The sequence below is a fragment of the Pseudomonas sp. 273 genome, from assembly GCF_029201425.1.
In the GTDB taxonomy this organism is placed as follows: Bacteria; Pseudomonadota; Gammaproteobacteria; order Pseudomonadales; family Pseudomonadaceae; genus Pseudomonas; species Pseudomonas delhiensis.
The window spans coordinates 1,820,186-1,836,763 of sequence record NZ_CP116775.1; the positions used below are offsets into that span (position 1 = coordinate 1,820,186).

A 16,578-nucleotide genomic window follows, 5' to 3' on the forward strand; every position below is an offset into this window, starting at 1 on the left:
GATGGCGAAGCAGGCTGAATCCGCCTGGACTTGATTGTTCCCGAGGGCTGGAGGCGCGCGTCCGGCAACAGAGGCGTGGGGGAGCAAAGCCGCGTTCGGCAAGCCTCCGTAAACGGACATCCCTTGGCCAGGAATCTGGTTGTTTATATATTCCTAAATGATATTGAAAGCTTGTTGATACCTGCTCGTATCTTATAAAAGAATGCTCGGTAATTTCCCGGCAAAGGCTCTGTCACGGTGCTTTTGCCACTTCCGCCGCATACCTGAGTTTCCCATGCCTTCCTGTTCCGCTCCCGCCACCTCCTTCATTCGCCTGCGAGGCCTGGGCAAGTCGTTTGCCGGGACCAGGGTGCTCGAGGGTATCGATCTGGAGATTCGCCCGGGCGAGGTCCTGGCGCTGCTTGGCGCCAACGGGGCGGGCAAGTCGACGTTGGTCAAGGTGCTCGCCGGCAGCCATCGCCACGATGCCGGAGAACTGTCGATCGATGGGCGTTCGCTGCATCTGAAGTCACCGCAGCAGGCTCGGCGCATGGGCCTGGTCGCGGTGCATCAGCAGGTGGAGCAGGGTGTGGTCCGTGGGTTGAGCGTGGCCGAGAACCTGCTGCTGGATGAGCTGTGCGCGCCGCGCGGCGCGACCTTCTTCAGCCCGCGCGCGGCGCTGCGCCGGGCCGCCGAAATCGCTGCCGGACTGGACCTGCGTCTGCCGCTGCAGGCGTCCATCGAGTCCCTCGGCGCGGCTGAGCAGCAATTGGTCATCCTGGCCCGCGCCCTGGCCCTGAAGCCCAGGCTGCTGATCCTGGACGAACCGACCGCGGCCTTGTCCACCCTCGAAGCCGAGCGCCTCTTCGGCCTCATCGAGAGGCTACGCGAAGCTGGTGTGGCCATTCTGTACATCTCCCATCGGCTGTCCGATCTGCAACGCCTGGCCGATCGCGCTCTGGTATTGCGCGACGGGCGCCTGGTGACCGCGTTCGAGGCGCCCCTCGACCTGTCGGCCGCCGTGGACGCCATGCTCGGCTCGCGCCTCGAAGAGGTGGCGCTGCAAGCCCCGGAGTCCGGCGAGGTGGTCCTGGCTCTGCGCGCCTGGCGCCTGCATTCGCGCAGTGTCGCCTTCGACCTGGACCTGCGCGCTGGCGAGGTCGTCGCGCTCACCGGCTTGCTCGGCGCCGGCAAGAGTGCGATCGGCGAAACGCTGTTCGGCCTGCGCCGGCAGCATGCCGGCGACATGTTTCTCGACGGCAGGCCTTGGGCGCCGCGTTCGCCGAAGCAGGCCATCGACGCCGGGGTGTTCCTGGCCGGTGAGGATCGCGCGCGCTGCTCGCGAGTGCCGGGATTCTCGCTGCGCGCCAGCATGACTCTGCCGTTCCTGCAGCGCTTCAGCCGCTGGGGGCTGCTTGACCTTGCCGCCGAGCGTGAGGTGGTACAGGCGCAGGTCCAGGCGCTGGGAATCAAGGCTCCGGGCATCGAGCAGCCGCTGGAACTGCTTTCCGGCGGCAACCAGCAGAAGGTGATCCTCGGCCGCTGGCTGCTCGGTACCGGCCGTTTGCTGATTCTCGATGAGCCCTTCCAGGGCGTGGATGTGCGGGCCCGCCGCGACATCGGTCGGCGCATTCGCGAGAGCGCGGCTGGTCGCGCCACCCTGGTGATCTGCAGCGACCCGGACGAGGCCCTGGAGATCGCCGACCGCTTGCTGGTGGTGCGCGACGGCGCGGTGGTGGCGGAACTTCCGCGCCCCGGCCTGTTACGCGCCGACATCATCGCCCACCTGGCCGGCACGCCGCCGCCGGCCTCTCTTCATAGCCCGCGCCAAGGAGCCGTGCGTGTCTAGACCTGCCGCCGCGAGCGCAACGGCGAACCCCGCCGCGCGCCTGCTCGATTTCCTCATTCACTACGCGCTGCTTCTGCTTCTGGCGCTGCTGGTATTCGTCTTTGCCTTGCTGGAGCCTGCGTTCCTGCGCCTGGGCAATCTGTTCCTGATCCTGCAATCGGTTTCGATAGTGGCGCTGCTGGCTCTGGGCGTGACGCTGAGCATGGCCGTGGGCGGGTTGGACCTGTCCATCGGCGCGATCGCCGCCCTGAGCCTGATGAGCGCCAGCTACGTGATGGTGGTGCTGGACTGGGGCGGCCTGGCCGCCATCGCCGTGAGCCTGGCGCTGGGCACTCTGGTCGGGCTGTTCAATGGCTGGCTGATCGTGCGCCTGCGGGTGCCGGACATCCTCGCCACCCTCGGCAGCATGTTCCTGGTACTGGGCCTGCAATTGATTCCCAGCGGCGGGCGCTCGATCGCCGTGGGCATGACCCTGGCCAACGGCGACGAGGCTCCCGGCGCCTTCGCCGGCTGGTTCCTGGCCCTGGGCCGCGCACAGCTTTGGGGCAGGGTGCCGCTGGCGGTGCTGGTGATGCTCGGCTGCGCGCTGCTGGTGTGGTTGTTCCTCGAGCGCACCCGGCCTGGACGGCTGTTCTACGCCATTGGCGGCAACGAGCAGGCCGCGCGCCTGGCCGGCGCCGCGGTGGAGCGCCACAAGCTGCTGGCCTACGTGCTTTCGGCGCTGCTGGCCTCGCTCGGTGGGTTACTGCTGGCGGCGCGCCTGGGACGCGGCGACGTCAGTTCCGGCAATGGCCTGGTGCTCGACGCCCTGGGCGCCGCGCTGATCGGCTTCGCCGTGCTCGGCGCACGCAAGCCCAACGCCTTTGGCACCCTGGTCGGTGCGGTACTGGTGGCGACCCTCCTCAACGGCCTGACCATGCTCAACGCACCGTACTACGCCCAGGACTTCGTCAAGGGCGCGGTGCTGGTGGCAGCGCTGATGTTCACTTTCGGCCTGGCGCAACGCATGCCCTGAGCCCCTGAAAAAGGATCTTCCGATGAACCTGCCAATTCCCCGTGGCCTGCGCGCGCTATGCGCCGCCGGTCTGCTGCTCTCCGCCATCAGCGCCGATGCCGCCGGCTTGCCCGGTGCGCCAGCGCCCTTCGACAAGGGGGGCGTGCAGATCGCTCTGGTTGGCTTCCTGTTCTCCGGCGACTTTCCCGAAGCCTACCTGCGAGGCGTGGAGAGGCAGGCCAAGGCACTGGATGTGAAGCTGCGGGTGTTCGACGCTCGGCAGCAGGCCGCTACCCAGCGTGAGATGCTCGAACAGGCCATCGACCTGGGGGTGGACGGCATCATCGTCCAGCTCGGCCTGGCCGAGACACTCAAGGATTCCATCGACAAGGCGCTGGCCAAGGGCATCAAGGTGGTCACCTTCGACGTTGAGGCCAACGACCCGCGCGTCACCCAGGTCGAGCAGGACCACCGCGAACTGGCACGCCTGGCGTTGCAGCAGGCGCTGCACGACAACGGCGCGGCGTTCCCGGCCGGCTACGTGTACATCGACGGCTTCACCCCCATGGAGCGCCGCGACGAGATCTGGCGCCAGGTCAAGGCCGCCAACCCGGGCATCGTCGAGAGAGCTCGCTTCGGCACCCTCAACCCGCCTATCGCTAACTCGGTGGCCGACCAGGCTAGCGCGGTGTTGCGCGCCAACCCGGACATCAAGGTGTTCTTCGCGCCCTTCGACGAGTTCGCCAAGGGCGTGAAGATCGCCGTGGACGAAGCAGGACTGAGCGACAAGGTGAAGATCTACAGCGCCGACATCTCCACCGCCGACATCCAGATCATGAAGGAGCCGAACAGCGCCTGGGCCGCCACCGCCGCGGTCAATCCGGAAGTGGCCGGGGCCATCAGCGTACGCAGTCTGGCGTTGCGCATCGCCGGACAGAACCCCGGCGAGCACGTTCTGGTGCCGCCGACGCTGATCACCCGCCAGCAACTGCTGGACTTGGACGTACGCAACATCCGCGACCTGGCGAAGAAGGTGCCGGCCTTCGGCGAGGCAGCCCAGGTCGCCCGCGCGCCCTGGATTCCCCTGGCCGACTGAGGTGCGGACGATGCACGACAAGGCCCGGCGCCTGCGCAACAGCCGCAACCCGCCGGCGAACCCCGAGCTCGGTGAGCGCCTGCCGCCCGGCCAGGTGCTCACCGAGCGCTTCCCGATCCTCCACGAGGGCGAGATTCCCCACTACGACCCGGCCACCTGGCGCCTGCGCTTGGGGGGCGCTCTGTCCGGCCAACTCGAACTGGGCCTGGCCGACTTGGCTGTGCTGCCGCAGCGTGAGCTGGTCTGCGACATCCACTGCGTCACGCGCTGGTCGAAGTTCGATACCGCTTGGCGGGGCGTGCACCTGGGCGACCTGCTGCGGCATTACGGCCTGCGGCCGCGTGGCGCGTTCGTCATGGCCCACGCCGACCCGGACTACCAGACCAACCTGCGGCTCGACGACCTGCTACGCGAGGACAGCCTGCTGGCTACCGGCTATGCCGGCCGACCACTGACCCCGGCTCACGGCTGGCCGCTGCGCCTGGTGGTGGCCGGGCGCTATTTCTGGAAGAGCGCCAAGTGGCTGCGTGAGCTGGAGTTCCTTGACAACGACGAGGCCGGCTTCTGGGAGCGTAACGGCTTCCACAACGATGCCGATCCATTCCGCGAAGAACGCTTTTCCGGCGAGGCGCTGGATATTCCCGAGGATGAGTGGGTGCGCAAGGCGTTCGACTGAAAGTTGCTTGGCGACAACTTCCGAAGTTTGCGCAAAAGGCCGCTAGCCGTAACGGGAAGTGGTCTTTTTGCGTTTGGGGTAGCCCGGCCGAGGGCCGGGCTGTTGCCACTCCAACACTGTTGGTGTTGTTTTTTGAACAGGCAAGGTCGTTATAAGTAAAGCGTTTTTTATTATTTTTAGGTCGTTGTTACATTCATTAGCATCGCTCCCGTAATTCCCCATCTGGCCAGGGACGGCCAGCACCACGAGAAGTCGGACCGGAACGCCTCACGCGCATGGTTCCGACCACAACAACGACGATTTCCCGAGCACTGTCTTTGCCCGCAAAGCGGTCGCTCGCGGTTTCTCTTGCACTCGACACATAACCACTACAAACCGCCAGCATTGCAAAGCGGAGTGCCGGACAGGCCGCCAACGGCGTGTGGCGCTCTATGAGCGACTACAGGAGTAATTCGCGTGTTTTCCCGTTCCCTCCTCACTCTCGCGGTGACCGCCGTCATCGCGCAGGCGCCAGTGCGCGCCGATGAAGCCGCCGACAGCAGCCAGACCGCCACCAAGCTCGACACCGTGCTGGTCACTGGAGCCCGCGGCAACCACCGCACCCTGCTCGATTCACCGGTACCGGTCGACGTGCTCACCGCGGAGGACCTCAGGTCCACCGGCACCGTGGGCGGCGAGTTGGGCCAGGCGCTGGCGACGCTGTTGCCGTCCTTCAACTTCCCGCGCCAGTCCAACTCCGGCGGCGCCGACCACGTGCGTGCCGCACAACTGCGCGGCATGAGCCCGGACCAGGTGCTGGTGCTGATCAACGGCAAGCGCCAGCACACTTCGGCGCTGGTCAACGACTCGTCGAAGATCGGCCGCGGCACCGCCCCGGTGGACTTCAACTCAATCCCCATCAGCGCCATCAAGCGCATCGAGGTACTGCGCGATGGCGCCGGCGCCCAGTACGGTTCCGACGCCATAGCCGGGGTGATCAACATCATCCTCGACGACGCCCCCGAAGGCGGCGAGGTCTCCACCAGCTACGGCGCCTATCACACCCACCAGGACGCCATTCATCGCACCACCACCGACGGGCAGAACGCCTACAGCAGCGCCAAGATAGGCACGCGGCTGGGCGAGGAGGGCGGCTTCATCCGTGGCGGCACCGAGTACATCGACCGCAACCCGACCAACCGCGCCGGCTTCGACGGCTTTGCCGACACTCCCGGCCAGCGCAACTACGTGATGGGCGACGGCGTGGCCCGCGATACCAATGCCTGGTTCAATGGCGAGTTGCCGCTGGGCGACGGCAAGGCCTATGCCTTCGGCCTGTACAACCAGCGCCACACCACTGGCGCGGAGTTCTACCGCTACCCCTATGAGCAGCCGGACATCTACCCCAACGGCTATCTGCCGCAGTCCCTGGGCGACAACACAGATCTTTCCGCCAGCGCCGGCTACAAGGGGCAGATCGCCGACGCCTGGGATTACGACGCCAGCCTCACCCACGGTCGCAACCGTTTCGAGTCGGCGACCCGCAATACGCTCAACGCCTCCCTTGGCGAAGACACGCCGACGCGCTTCGACACTGGTGACTACGAGTTGCGCCAGAGTGTCGCCAACCTCGACCTGAGCCGCGAGCTGAGCCTGGCCGGGAGGCCCTTCGTGCTGGCCCTGGGCGGCGAGTACCGCTACGAGAACTACCGCACCAGCGCCGGTGACGAGGCTTCCTATGTCGGTACCGGCGCCGATGGCGCCAACGGCCTGCGGCCTAGCGAGACGGTCAACATCGACCGCAATGTGTTCGGCACCTACGTCGACCTTTCCGGCGACCTCACCGAGCGCCTCTTCGTCGATGCCGCGGCGCGCTGGGAGCGCTATGACGACGCTGGCAGCAAGCTCACCGGCAAGCTCAGCGGGCGCTACCAGTTGACCCCGGTGCTGGCCCTGCGCGGCGCCGCCTCCACCAACTTCCGCGCCCCGTCACTGGCCCAGGTCGGCTTCCAGAACACCACCAGCAACTTCGGCGACGGCGGGACGCTGACCGACATCCGCGTGCTCTCGGTGAACGACCCCATCGCCCGTGCGCTGGGCGCCGAAAGCCTGGACCCGGAGATCTCGAAGAACTTCAGCCTGGGCCTAACCGCGCAGCTGAACGAGCGCTTCGATCTGTCCTTCGACGTATTCCGCATCGACGTCGACGACCGCATCACCCTGTCCCAGCGCATCGGTGGCGATGCCCTGGAGCAGTTCGTGCAAGACAACTTCGGTGTGGCCGGCGTGCACGACGTGAACTTCTTCACCAACGCCGCCGACACCCGCACCGATGGCGCCGAATTGGTGCTCAACTACCACCAGCCACTGGTAGGCGGACAGTTTGGCCTGACCACCGCCTACACCTACAACCACACCAAGGTGCGCAGTACCAAGGGCACGCCCTCGCAGCTCAGTGCCCTGGGCGTCGGGGAGGATGCGTTGGTCGGGGTGGAGGAGCGCAATACCCTCACCGACGCCGCGCCACGTGACCGCTTCGTGCTCACCGGCACCTGGGCCAACCAGCAGTGGAACCTGCTCGGCCGCCTGACCCGCCAGGGCAAGACCACCCGGGTCTTCGACTTCGGCGACGGCGACCACCCGGAGCAGACCTACGGCGCGGTGTGGCAGCTGGATGCCGAGGTGGCCTACAAGTTCACCCCGCAGTTCAGCCTGGCGGTGGGCGGCAACAACCTCACCGACAACTACCCGGAACGCTCCAGCTCGGCAATCAACTACGGCGGCAACCTACCGTATGACGTGCTCTCGCCGATCGGCTCCAACGGCGCCTACTACTACGCCCGCGCGACCTACGCGTTCTGACCGCAGGGGCCGTTCTCGGCCCTTCATCTTGCGGAGCTGACACATGAGCGAAGCCGTCACCGGCCCACGTCGACATCTGGGTTCCATCCACGCGCTGTTGCTGACCCTGGGCATGGTCATCACCAGCGATATCCTCAAGACCGCGCCCACGGTCGCGCTCAACGTCGGCGCCGAGCACTTCTATCTTGTCTGGGTGCTGGGCGGCGCGCTATCGATGCTCGGCGCACTGTGCTACGTGGAGATGGCCAGCGCCTTTGCCCATCCCGGCGGCGACTACCACTTCCTCGAACGCGCCTATGGCCAGCGGGTGGGCTTCCTGTTTGCCTGGTCGCGCTTCGCCATCCTGCATACCGGATGGATCGCGCTGATGGCGTTCCTCTTCGCCGATCACTTCAGCGCCCTGCTGGGCCTCGGGCAACTGGGTAACGTGCTGCTGGCGGCCGGGTTGGTTACCGCGCTGGTGGCGCTCAACCTCATCGGATGGCGTGTCAGCCTCGGCTCCCAGGCCGGATTGGTCGCTCTGGTAGCAGCGGGTTTCCTTGGTATCGTCGGAGCCGGTCTGTGGCTGGAGTGGCGTGGTTTCGCACCGCCCGCCTTGGGGCCGGTCGAGTCGGAGCAGGCGGGCGTCGCCGGCTTCTCCGCCGCGCTGATCTACGTCTTCCTCGCCTTTGGCGGCTGGAGCGATGCGGCCACATTGTCGTCGGAGTTGCGCGACAACCGCCGGGGCATCTTCACCGCCATGCTCGGCGCGCTGACAACCTTGCTGTTGATCTACCTGGCGCTGAACTGGGCATTCATTCGCGGCCTGGGTTTCGATGGTCTCGCGGCCAGTGGCGCACCGGCGCTGGAACTGCTGGGGCTGGCCTTCGGTGCTCCGGGCGTCGGCCTGATCATGGCGGTGGTGGTGGTTTCCGCCGTCGCCAGCATCAACTCGACGCTCATCGTCGGCAGCCGCACTACTTACGCGGCCGCACGAGATGTGCCGGCACTGGGCGTACTCGGCCGCTGGGACATACGCCATGGCGTACCGCGTGCCGCGTTGCTGGCCGAAGGCGTGGTGGCGCTCCTGCTGATCGTGGTGGGCGGCTGGAGCGGCCACGGCTTCAACACCCTGGTGGAGTACATGACCCCGGTGTACTGGCTGTTCCTTGGCCTGAGCAGCGTGGCGTTGATCGTTCTGCGCCGCCGCCACCCGGACGTACCCCGACCGATCCGCGTGCCGCTCTACCCTTGGCTGCCGCTGGGCTTCCTCATGGTGTGCCTGTACATGCTGTATTCCAGCGTGGCCTACGTGGGCTGGGGCGCTTTGTTGGGTGTGGCGGTGCTGGCGCTCGGCGCAGTGCTGCAGCTGATCCTGCGTCCACGCATGGCGCGAGCGAAAAGCTGGCAGGAGGAGGGCGCTTGATGCGCCTCATGAAAGTACTCTGGCGCAATAGCGCTCTGGTCATCCTGCTGGTGGCGGTATTCGGTCTCTGGCTGAACGAGCCGACCGCCAGTACCAACGGTGAAGCCGGCGGTCGGCGTATGCTGCGCACCGAGCTGTACCTGGAGGCGGTGGAGTTGTCGCAGTGGGAGGACTTTCTCGCCCGCGAAGTGACCCCGCGTTTCCCCGACGGCCTCAGCTGGCTCGACCTGCATGGCCAGTGGCGCGGGCCCAGCGGCAAACCGGAGAAGCTGCCGTCGCGCCTGCTGATCGTGATCCACGCCGACAATCTTTATAGCCGCCAGGCCCTGGCGCAGATAGGCGAGGACTTCCGAGCGCGTTTCGGTACCGCGGTACTGCAGGTGAGTGCGCCGGTGCGGGCCAGCGATAATGACTGGACCGCGCAGCGGTTGGACAATCCCCAACTGGTACGTTGAGAGAGAACGCGGAGATGATCGAACTGCATGTGATACGGCACGGCGAAACCCAGGCGAATGCCGAGGGGCGCTACCAGGGGGCGCTGGATCTACCCTTGGGCGCCGAGGGCCTGCGCCAGGCCGGCGAACTGGCCGCGCGCTTGCCGGCGGAAGTGGATGCGATAGTGGTCTCGCCGTTACTGCGTGCCTGTCAGACGGCCGAGGCGATTCTCGCGAACCGGGCACTGCCGCTATTCACCTTGGCGGCGTTCCGCGAGCGCGATGTCGGTGTTTTCGAGGGGCTGACCCGGGACGAGGCCCGTGCGCGCCATGCGTCGCTCTGGGAGCGCAACGTCACCCGGCGCTGGGCCGAGGCGCCGCCCGGCGGCGAGACCATCGCCCAGGTGGTCGAGCGCGTGCAGGGCGGCTTGGAAGAACTGTCGTCGCGCTTCGCCGGACGCTCGGTTGTGCTTGTGGCCCATGGCTTCGTCGGCAAGTGCATTCGCGCCCTGGTCCGGGAGGATTTCTCGGACTTCTTCGAGTGGCAGTTGCCGAACGCGGGCATCCTGCAACTGACGCTCGAGCGGGTTCCCGCCTGCCCCGAGCGCGACCCGTTGACTGTCTAGGAGCCTGCGCCGGACATTCCGGCGTCGACCAGCGCTCGCATGTACTGCGGCAGGGCGAACGCTGCCTGGTGCACTTCGGCGTTGTAGTAGCGCGTTGCCAGGCCGCTGTCGTGCAGGCGCTGGCGCAGTGTGGCGAGATCGGTGGCCCGCGCCCTCGGGCTGTTCGAGCCCCAGCCGAAGCACATGCTGCCGCCCACGTAGGTGGGGACCGCGGCGTGGAAGAACCCCCAGTCGGCGAAGTTCTCCATCAAGCGCCGGGCGGTGCCGGAAAGTTCCTCGGGTTGGCGAACTTGTACAGCTTGAGCAGAGCGATCTCGTGGGTCAGCTGTTCATTGACCGCTTCGATGCGCTGGATCTTCGTAACCGTGCGGTGAACTCACATTCCATTCCAGTCGCGGCATGGACTCGGATACAGCCCCCCGTCTAGATCCAGAGGTGTTAGGCTTTCATGAGTCATACACGGCGGTTGTCTCAGGAGTGTCGATTGAAGGACAAAGAGACGGATTATGCTCTTCTCAAAGTATCGCTCGAAGCCGACTGGCAGGCGTACCACGATATTCGCCGCCGAGTGCTCTGGGAGGAAAGGGGCAAGTATAACTACAACTCCAATCTGCCGGACGAATACGCTATTTCTAACCACCCATTGCTTCTTAAGCTTGCAGGCCGCCCTATAGGCACCACCAGGTTAGATGATTATGGTCGAGGAAGGGGTATTGTGCGGTTAGTAGCTATTTCGCTTTCTGATCAGCGCCAAGGACACGGCCGCATCCTGTCCGAACTAGTCGAGGACTACGCGCATCGCCTTTTCCTAGAGGTCTTGCTCGTCAACGCAGCTCCTGATGCTGTTGGGTTCTACAAGAAAATGAGTTGGCAAACTCAGGTGTGGGATAACGCCGAGTATATGAGCGGTAAATCGGATTGCGTGCAGATGGTTAAATCACTCGTAGACTAGCCGAAGCGCCAAGGTGTCGAGCGACTCCATTAGGGATGGTCTGAAATAGCCTGGTATTTTCGGCTGACTTCAGTGCCCGCCAATTTTTGAAGGCGGCCAAACGATCCAAAACCGCCAGATCGTCCGAGCGCTACCGATTTCTTGGCCGTCGAGCGACCCTCGGTGGCCATCTTTTGCACTACAGACGCACCTCTCCTGCGCCGGCCAGCAAATGTCGGCGAGCCATCCACAGATTCGACAGGGCGAACAGCGTCACCATTTGCGCGGCATTCTTGGCCAATCTTCGGAAACGCACCTTGGTGTAACTAAACTGCCGCTTGATCGTGAGTGCCTGCCCAACTCACCTTGCGTGATTCAGGCAGGCGTCCATTGATGCGGCAGTAACTGGTCTATCTCACTCGCCCGCTCACGTCTTTCGCGGTATTCGTCCATCAGAAGGAAATCCGTGCCGGCTGTGACAGGCGTAGCACCGAAAGGTCGCCGGTGATGCGTTTCCAGGCCAGGCGGATCGCCTCGATGTTCTCGTGGTTGCCGGCGTTGTCGGGATGGAGGATCACGATCACCTTGGTGGCCAGTCGCTCCGGCTCGGCGGCGCCGTGGTCGCGCCACTGGCCGTAGGCGTCGTATACCGTGAAACCGTCGGGAAAGCGCGAGGTGACTTCCTCGTCGAGGAAGCGCCGCCAGCGCTGCTCGTCGATCCGTCCCTTGTCCGCGGTAAGCGGACCCAGCGAAAAGTAGAGCTCGGTCCGCAACCATTGCGCCTGGTCCGGACGACTGCTGTCACCTTGCAGGCTGGAGCTGCTGGGGTTGGTGGTGTGCACGGCGGGAGCAGGTGTGCCGGCGCAGCCGAACAGCGCCAGGGTGAGGCCGACGGCGAGCAGGGGGCGGTACATGAGGGGCATCCTTGTGGTGGCTGTTCTTGGGACCGGCGAAACGGGAACACGCCACTATAGAGGGTGTCGTTTTATCTCTATAAATACTTAAAAAGTATTTTTATATTCGTTTTTTGAGTTATCCAGAGAGAAAAGCCGCCGGGGCTTTTGCTTTTGAGGGGAGTCTTGGTCCAGGTGTTCGGCATAGGTGGCCGCCAGGTAGGCCATGGGACGTGCCTGGTCGCGGGCGTGGTCGATGATGTTGTCGGCGCTCTCCACAGCAACGTCTCAGGGAAACTGCGGTGAAGGATGAAGCCTGTACGCGCCATCAGCTCGGGTACTGCGCTTCGACCGCCACCGTCACCGCGTCGGGCCGCCAGAACTCCTGGTCGAGTTCCACCAGCAGGTCGTCCTCCGCGTAGTTCAGGCGTTCCAGCACTAGGTTGCTGGCACCGGCGCCCAGTTGCAGCAACTCGGCCTGTTCCTCGTTCACCGTGCCCAGGCGCAGGCTCAGGCTGCAACGCGTCTGCACCTTGCCGAAGCGCTCACGCAGCAGGGTGGTCAGCGAGCAGTCCAGGCGCGCGTCGAGCAGATCCGGGCACCAGCGGGCGAGCAGGGTATTGATCTCCACCAGCACCGGGCGGCCGTCGATGAGCCGCCGGCGGTGCAGCTGGAACACCGGCTCGTCGGCCGAGGCCAGGTTCATCCGCGCCGCCAGCCAGGAGCCGGCGCGCCGGCGTTCGGCACTGAGGCACTCGGTGAGCGGCTCGCGGCCTTGCAGGCGCACGTAGTCCATGAAGCTGACCAGGCGCGTCGGGTCGTAGTGGATGCGCGGCGGGCAGAGGAACCAGCCGATACGGTTCTCGCGGTAGATCAGGCCCTCGGTCTCCAACTGCTGCAGGGCCTGGCGCAGCGTCACCCGGGTGCAGCCGAAGCGTGCGGCGAGGTCGCGTTCCGGCGGCAGCTTCTCGCCGGCGAGGAAGCGGCCGCAGGCGATGTCCGCGGCCAATTGGTCGCGGATGCGCGCGTAGTGTGGAGCGATGGCTTGGTAGAGCACTCTGGCGCCGATGTTCATGGCTGGCTGGCGACCAGCGCCGGGGCGCCGTCCTCGGTGCGTAGCTCGCGTTGCCACGCCAGCAGGCCGTAGATCGCCAGGACCACGAAGCCGGCATAGAGCCCGGCGGTGAGGTACAGGGCCTTGTACAGGAACACCCCGGTGTAGATCACGTCGAGGACGATCCACAGCCACCAGCTGCCGACATACTTGCGCGCAGCCCAGAAGCTCGCCACCAGGCTGAAGGCGGTCAGCGCCGAGTCCAGCCAGGGCACGCTGGCATCGGTGTAGCTGTGCATCGCCCAGCCCAGGGCCAGGGCGCCGACGGCACCGGCCAGGCTACTGCGCGCGGCCACGGCGAAGGGCAGGCGTTCCACCCGCACCTTGCCCTGGGGCGTGGCGCCGCGACTCCACTGCCACCAACCGTAGCCCTGCAACAGTACGAAGACCAGTTGCAGCAGCATGTCCGAATACAGCTTCACGCTGTAGAAGATCCAGGCGTACAGCAGGACTGCCACCACGTTCACCGGCCAGCACCAGCGGATGCGCCGGGCGGTCAGCCAGACGCCGAGGACGTTGACGATCACTGCGAAGATTTCCAGGGGTGACATGCTCGCTTTCCTTAGAAGTTGACGGTGGCCGACAGCCGCGCGGTGCGCGGGGCGCCCTGGAACAGGTAGCCGTCGCCGAAATATTCGCCGACGTCGCGCCAGTAGCGCTTGTCGAACAGGTTGTCCACGACCAGCCGCAGCACTGCGGGGTAGTCGCCGACCCGTGTGCTGTAGCGCGCGCCGAGGTCATACACGGTGTAGCCGCCGACTTCTACCGCGCCGTCGCGATCGGCGTACTTGGCGCCGCTGTAGCGCGCGCCGCCGAGCAGGGCCAGGCCGGGCGCGCCGGGTACCGAGTAGTCGGCACTGAGGCTGGCGCGCAGGCGTGGCACGTTGATCGCCTGGTGGCCTTCGTAGTCGGTGGTACCGGTGTTCTCGACGCGCGAACGGATGGCCGCGGCACTGGCGCTCAACTGCAGGTCGGGGCTCACCCGGCCGCTGGCCGAGAGCTCCAGCCCGGTGTTCTTCTGCTGACCCTGCTGCACGTAGGTGAAGGTGCCGTCGCCGTTGGGCCGGGCGAACTGGTAGGCCTGGTGGATCTGGAACAGGGCGGCGTTCCAGTTGATGCGCCCGAGGTCCTGCTTGATGCCCAACTCCCACTGGCGCGAGGTGGTCGGCGCCAGCGTCTCGTCGGCGTTGCTGGCGAACCAGGGTGCCGTGCCGCCCAGGGACAGGCCTTTGCTGTAGCTGCCGTACAGTGACAGGTCGGCGCGCGGTTTGAATACCAACGCAGCGTTGGGCAGGAACAGCGAGCGGCGGGTATGCCGGGCGGTGTCGCCGTCGGCGTCGAAGCTGCGTTCGTCCAGGCGCACCTGGCGGCCGCCGAGGATCAGTTGCCAGCGCTCGTCGAAGCTGATGCGGTCGCTGGCGAACAGGCCGTACTGGCGGCTGTCCAGGTGTCGGTAGGTGTGTCCCGCCTCGCCGTCGAATGGCGCCACCGCGTCGATGCCGGTGTAGATGTTGCCGCTGCCGACCCACTCGTTGAGTTCCGGGCGGCTGTCGAGGATGCGGCGGAACGCCGAGGTGCCAATGGTCAGTTGGTGGCGCAGCGGGCCGCTGGCAAGCTCGCCGTGCAGGGCAGCCTCGGCCTCGTCGTTGCGGCGGGTGTCGTCGGGGCTGCGGAAGTCGTAGAGATCGTAGTCGCCCTCGGGGCTGAAGTAGTTGGGCACCGCCGAGTCGGCGCAGCTGGCTGCGCCGTAGCAACCCCAGGGGAAGGCGCTGTAGTCGTCGATCACCACGCGGCTGCGCGAAGCGCTCAGGCTGGCGTTCCAGTTGTCGTCGAAACGGTACTCGAAGCGGGTCTGCAGGTTCAGCGACTCGATACCCACGTCCTTCGCCCAGCGCTGGTAGCCGATGCGGTCATGCGGGTCGATGCCATGGGGCAGCTCCGTGCCGCCCAGCAACTGGTAGCCGGGCGCCGAAGGCTGCTGGCGGTTCTGGTACTCGACGTCGAACTGCCACAGTGCCTGCGGCGAGAGGTTCCAGTCCAGCGCCAGGGAGGCGAAATCGCGTTTGCCATCGGTATGGTCGATGTACGAGCGGATGTCCTCGTGGGCCAGGTTCACCCGCACGCCGACGGTCTGCTCGGCGTCGAGCCAGGCACCGAGGTCGGTGGCCAGGTAGCGCTCGCCCTGTTCGTTGGTTTCCAACGTCACCGAGCGTACGTCCGTGGGGCGCTTGGTCACGTAGTTGACCAGCCCGCCGGGTTCGGAAACGCCGCTCTGCAGACCGGAAAGGCCCTTGAGCACTTCCACCTGCTGCTTGTTCTCCAACGCCACGTTCTGCTCGCCGGCGATGGTACGGCCGTTGATCTTGTAACTGCTGGCGGCGTTCAACGAATAGCCGCGGATCTGGAAGTTCTCGTAGTAGCCGACCGGGGCGTAGGCCTCGCCGCTGGAAGCGTCATTCTTCAGCACGTCGCTGAGCAGGCGCGCCTGCTGATCCTTGAGCAGGGCTTCGTTGTACACCGAAATATTCGCCGGGGTGTCGAGCAGTGACGCGTCGCCGAAACCGCCGACCGAGGCGCGGTCGCTGGCATAGCTGTCCTGGTCCTGGCCGAGCACGGTCACCGCCTCCAGGGTGGTGGTTTCCTCGGCTCGGCCGGGCTCGCTGCTCAGCAGCAAGGCCAGGGCCAGCAGGCTGAGGGGGAATCGCGGGTGCGCGCTGGGCGTTGTGCGCGTGGGGTGCTGCATTGGAGCGCTCCTGAGAGTCGCCATGGCGTGCGGCGGAAATGCGTGGGGCGTGCCCCTTCCGCGGAAACGGATGGCCATGGATGAATGGACGTGATCGCCCGGGGGGCTTCAGGCCGGAGCTGCTCCGGTGGTCATTGGCAGACGCGCTTCGGCGGCCCATTCCTGTAGCGAGCCGTCATAGATCGCTACCCGCTCGCGGCCCAGCAGAGTCAGGGCGAGGGCGTTGGCGGCGGCGGAAATGCCGCCGCCGCAATAGAGGACGATCGGTTCCGGCGCCGTGTCGAGCACGCTGCAGGCCGCGGCCAGGGCCGCGCCTTGGCGGTAACGGCCGTCGTCCTCGAACAAAGTGCGCGCCGGCAGGTTGCGGCTACCAGGGATGTGTCCGCGACGGGCGTAGCGGGTCACCGCGCTGCCGTCGAACAAGCCGGCTGACAGGGCACAGACCAGGGTGCCAGGGGCGCGCCCTGCAACCACGGCCTCGACGCCGTCGCGTTCGATCCAGAAACCGGGGCGGTACTGCACCTGCACGCTCAGTTGCCCAGCCGGGTAATCCGTTTCCTCGCCACTGGCCAGCGGCAGGCCTGCTACTCGCCAGGCGCGCAGGCCGCCGTCGAGCACCGCGGCGCTAATGCCGAGGCTGCGCAGGGTCCACCACAGGCGTGCGGCCCAGAAGCCGTCGCTGCGGTCGTAGATCACGATCAGCGAGTCGTCGCCCAGGCCCAGCGTCTGCAAACCTTGCAGCAGGACCGGTACTGGCGGCAGGGCGAAGCTGAAGCCCGCCGTGGTGTCGGCCAGCTTATGCAGCAGATCGGCATGGCGGGCGCCGGGCAGGTGTTCGGCGAGCCAGCCCGCGCGGCCACTGGCCACCCGATAGTCGCCGTCGAATCCGGGGGCGGGCAACTCGACACTGGCGTCCAGCAGGCGCAGACGGGGTTCGGCCAGGCGCTGGGCCAGCCAGGCGGCGTCCACCAACGGGCCGGGGAGAGCGTGGCTCATT

General features: G+C 66.1%; 15 protein-coding genes and 1 pseudogene. 9 read left to right on the forward strand and 7 right to left on the reverse strand.

The window, feature by feature from the left end:
- Window positions 1-274 precede the first annotated feature (274 nt).
- The 8 genes from PKO50_RS08775 to PKO50_RS08810 all read left to right on the forward strand — a co-directional run bounded on the left by PKO50_RS08775 (window position 275) and on the right by PKO50_RS08810 (window position 9,900).
- On the forward strand, window positions 275-1,828 hold the full coding sequence (locus tag PKO50_RS08775; protein WP_275629373.1) for a sugar ABC transporter ATP-binding protein: 1,554 nt from the start codon (window positions 275-277) through the stop codon (window positions 1,826-1,828).
- Complete coding sequence (locus tag PKO50_RS08780; protein WP_275629374.1) at window positions 1,821-2,843, forward strand: ABC transporter permease; 1,023 nt, start codon at window positions 1,821-1,823, stop codon at window positions 2,841-2,843. The genes PKO50_RS08775 and PKO50_RS08780 overlap by 8 nt, the downstream gene beginning before the upstream one ends.
- Before the next feature lie 22 nt (window positions 2,844-2,865).
- Entirely contained in the window at window positions 2,866-3,918 is a 1,053-nt protein-coding gene (locus tag PKO50_RS08785) for a substrate-binding domain-containing protein (protein ID WP_275629375.1), read from the forward strand.
- A gap of 10 nt (window positions 3,919-3,928) precedes the next feature.
- The gene (locus PKO50_RS08790) at window positions 3,929-4,594 is read left to right on the forward strand and encodes a sulfite oxidase-like oxidoreductase (RefSeq protein WP_064583474.1); all 666 of its coding nucleotides are present in this window, start codon (window positions 3,929-3,931) and stop codon (window positions 4,592-4,594) included.
- A 450-nt stretch (window positions 4,595-5,044) separates the two neighbouring features.
- Window positions 5,045-7,435, forward strand: coding sequence for a TonB-dependent receptor (locus PKO50_RS08795; RefSeq protein ID WP_275630444.1), 2,391 nt, complete (start codon window positions 5,045-5,047; stop codon window positions 7,433-7,435).
- 43 nt (window positions 7,436-7,478) lie between these two features.
- Window positions 7,479-8,840: an APC family permease gene (locus PKO50_RS08800; protein ID WP_275629376.1), complete on the forward strand. Its 1,362-nt coding sequence runs from the start codon at window positions 7,479-7,481 to the stop codon at window positions 8,838-8,840.
- On the forward strand, window positions 8,840-9,295 hold the full coding sequence (locus PKO50_RS08805) for a DUF3574 domain-containing protein (protein ID WP_064583471.1): 456 nt from the start codon (window positions 8,840-8,842) through the stop codon (window positions 9,293-9,295). The genes PKO50_RS08800 and PKO50_RS08805 overlap by 1 nt, the downstream gene beginning before the upstream one ends.
- Window positions 9,296-9,309: 14 nt before the next feature.
- On the forward strand, window positions 9,310-9,900 hold the full coding sequence (locus tag PKO50_RS08810; protein WP_275629377.1) for a histidine phosphatase family protein: 591 nt from the start codon (window positions 9,310-9,312) through the stop codon (window positions 9,898-9,900).
- Here the strand turns inward: PKO50_RS08810 and PKO50_RS08815 are convergent.
- A complete protein-coding gene (locus PKO50_RS08815) occupies window positions 9,897-10,151 on the reverse strand; it encodes a hypothetical protein (protein WP_275629378.1) in 255 nt (84 codons plus the stop codon). The two genes, PKO50_RS08810 and PKO50_RS08815, sit on opposite strands and share 4 nt — an antisense overlap.
- 233 nt (window positions 10,152-10,384) lie before the next feature.
- On the opposite strand from PKO50_RS08815, the gene PKO50_RS08820 reads away from it, so the two are divergent.
- Window positions 10,385-10,852 (forward strand): GNAT family N-acetyltransferase, encoded by a 468-nt coding sequence (locus PKO50_RS08820; protein ID WP_275629379.1) that lies wholly within the window; start codon window positions 10,385-10,387, stop codon window positions 10,850-10,852.
- Between the two features lie 178 nt (window positions 10,853-11,030).
- Here PKO50_RS08820 and PKO50_RS08825 read toward each other — a convergent pair.
- The 6 genes and pseudogenes from PKO50_RS08825 to PKO50_RS08850 all read right to left on the reverse strand — a co-directional run.
- Window positions 11,031-11,174 (reverse strand): annotated as a pseudogene (locus PKO50_RS08825) (IS5/IS1182 family transposase); the annotation flags it as partial.
- A 109-nt stretch (window positions 11,175-11,283) separates the two neighbouring features.
- Window positions 11,284-11,745: a DUF3574 domain-containing protein gene (locus tag PKO50_RS08830; RefSeq protein WP_275629380.1), complete on the reverse strand. Its 462-nt coding sequence runs from the start codon at window positions 11,743-11,745 to the stop codon at window positions 11,284-11,286.
- A gap of 307 nt (window positions 11,746-12,052) precedes the next feature.
- Window positions 12,053-12,799: a UTRA domain-containing protein gene (locus tag PKO50_RS08835; protein ID WP_275629381.1), complete on the reverse strand. Its 747-nt coding sequence runs from the start codon at window positions 12,797-12,799 to the stop codon at window positions 12,053-12,055.
- On the reverse strand, window positions 12,796-13,389 hold the full coding sequence (pnuC, locus tag PKO50_RS08840; RefSeq protein WP_275629382.1) for a nicotinamide riboside transporter PnuC: 594 nt from the start codon (window positions 13,387-13,389) through the stop codon (window positions 12,796-12,798). The genes PKO50_RS08835 and pnuC overlap by 4 nt, the downstream gene beginning before the upstream one ends.
- An 11-nt stretch (window positions 13,390-13,400) precedes the next feature.
- Window positions 13,401-15,581 carry a TonB-dependent siderophore receptor gene (locus tag PKO50_RS08845; RefSeq protein ID WP_275629383.1) on the reverse strand — a complete coding sequence of 727 codons (2,181 nt, stop codon included), beginning with the start codon at window positions 15,579-15,581 and terminating at the stop codon, window positions 13,401-13,403.
- A gap of 108 nt (window positions 15,582-15,689) precedes the next feature.
- Window positions 15,690-16,577 carry a rhodanese-like domain-containing protein gene (locus PKO50_RS08850; RefSeq protein ID WP_275629384.1) on the reverse strand — a complete coding sequence of 296 codons (888 nt, stop codon included), beginning with the start codon at window positions 16,575-16,577 and terminating at the stop codon, window positions 15,690-15,692.
- Window position 16,578: the final 1 nt, after the last annotated feature.

What these genes read in the sequence shown, in the direction of transcription:
- PKO50_RS08775 (WP_275629373.1), top strand. Translation starts at nt 275, where the DNA reads ATGCCTTCCTGTTCCGCTCCCGCCACCTCCTTCATTCGCCTGCGAGGC.
- PKO50_RS08785 (WP_275629375.1), top strand. Translation starts at nt 2,866, where the DNA reads ATGAACCTGCCAATTCCCCGTGGCCTGCGCGCGCTATGCGCCGCCGGT.
- PKO50_RS08790 (WP_064583474.1), top strand. Translation starts at nt 3,929, where the DNA reads ATGCACGACAAGGCCCGGCGCCTGCGCAACAGCCGCAACCCGCCGGCG.
- PKO50_RS08800 (WP_275629376.1), top strand. Translation starts at nt 7,479, where the DNA reads ATGAGCGAAGCCGTCACCGGCCCACGTCGACATCTGGGTTCCATCCAC.
- PKO50_RS08805 (WP_064583471.1), top strand. Translation starts at nt 8,840, where the DNA reads ATGCGCCTCATGAAAGTACTCTGGCGCAATAGCGCTCTGGTCATCCTG.
- PKO50_RS08810 (WP_275629377.1), top strand. Translation starts at nt 9,310, where the DNA reads ATGATCGAACTGCATGTGATACGGCACGGCGAAACCCAGGCGAATGCC.
- PKO50_RS08830 (WP_275629380.1), bottom strand. Translation starts at nt 11,745, where the DNA reads ATGTACCGCCCCCTGCTCGCCGTCGGCCTCACCCTGGCGCTGTTCGGC.
- PKO50_RS08835 (WP_275629381.1), bottom strand. Translation starts at nt 12,799, where the DNA reads ATGAACATCGGCGCCAGAGTGCTCTACCAAGCCATCGCTCCACACTAC.
- pnuC (WP_275629382.1), bottom strand. Translation starts at nt 13,389, where the DNA reads ATGTCACCCCTGGAAATCTTCGCAGTGATCGTCAACGTCCTCGGCGTC.
- PKO50_RS08845 (WP_275629383.1), bottom strand. Translation starts at nt 15,581, where the DNA reads ATGCAGCACCCCACGCGCACAACGCCCAGCGCGCACCCGCGATTCCCC.
- PKO50_RS08850 (WP_275629384.1), bottom strand. Translation starts at nt 16,577, where the DNA reads ATGAGCCACGCTCTCCCCGGCCCGTTGGTGGACGCCGCCTGGCTGGCC.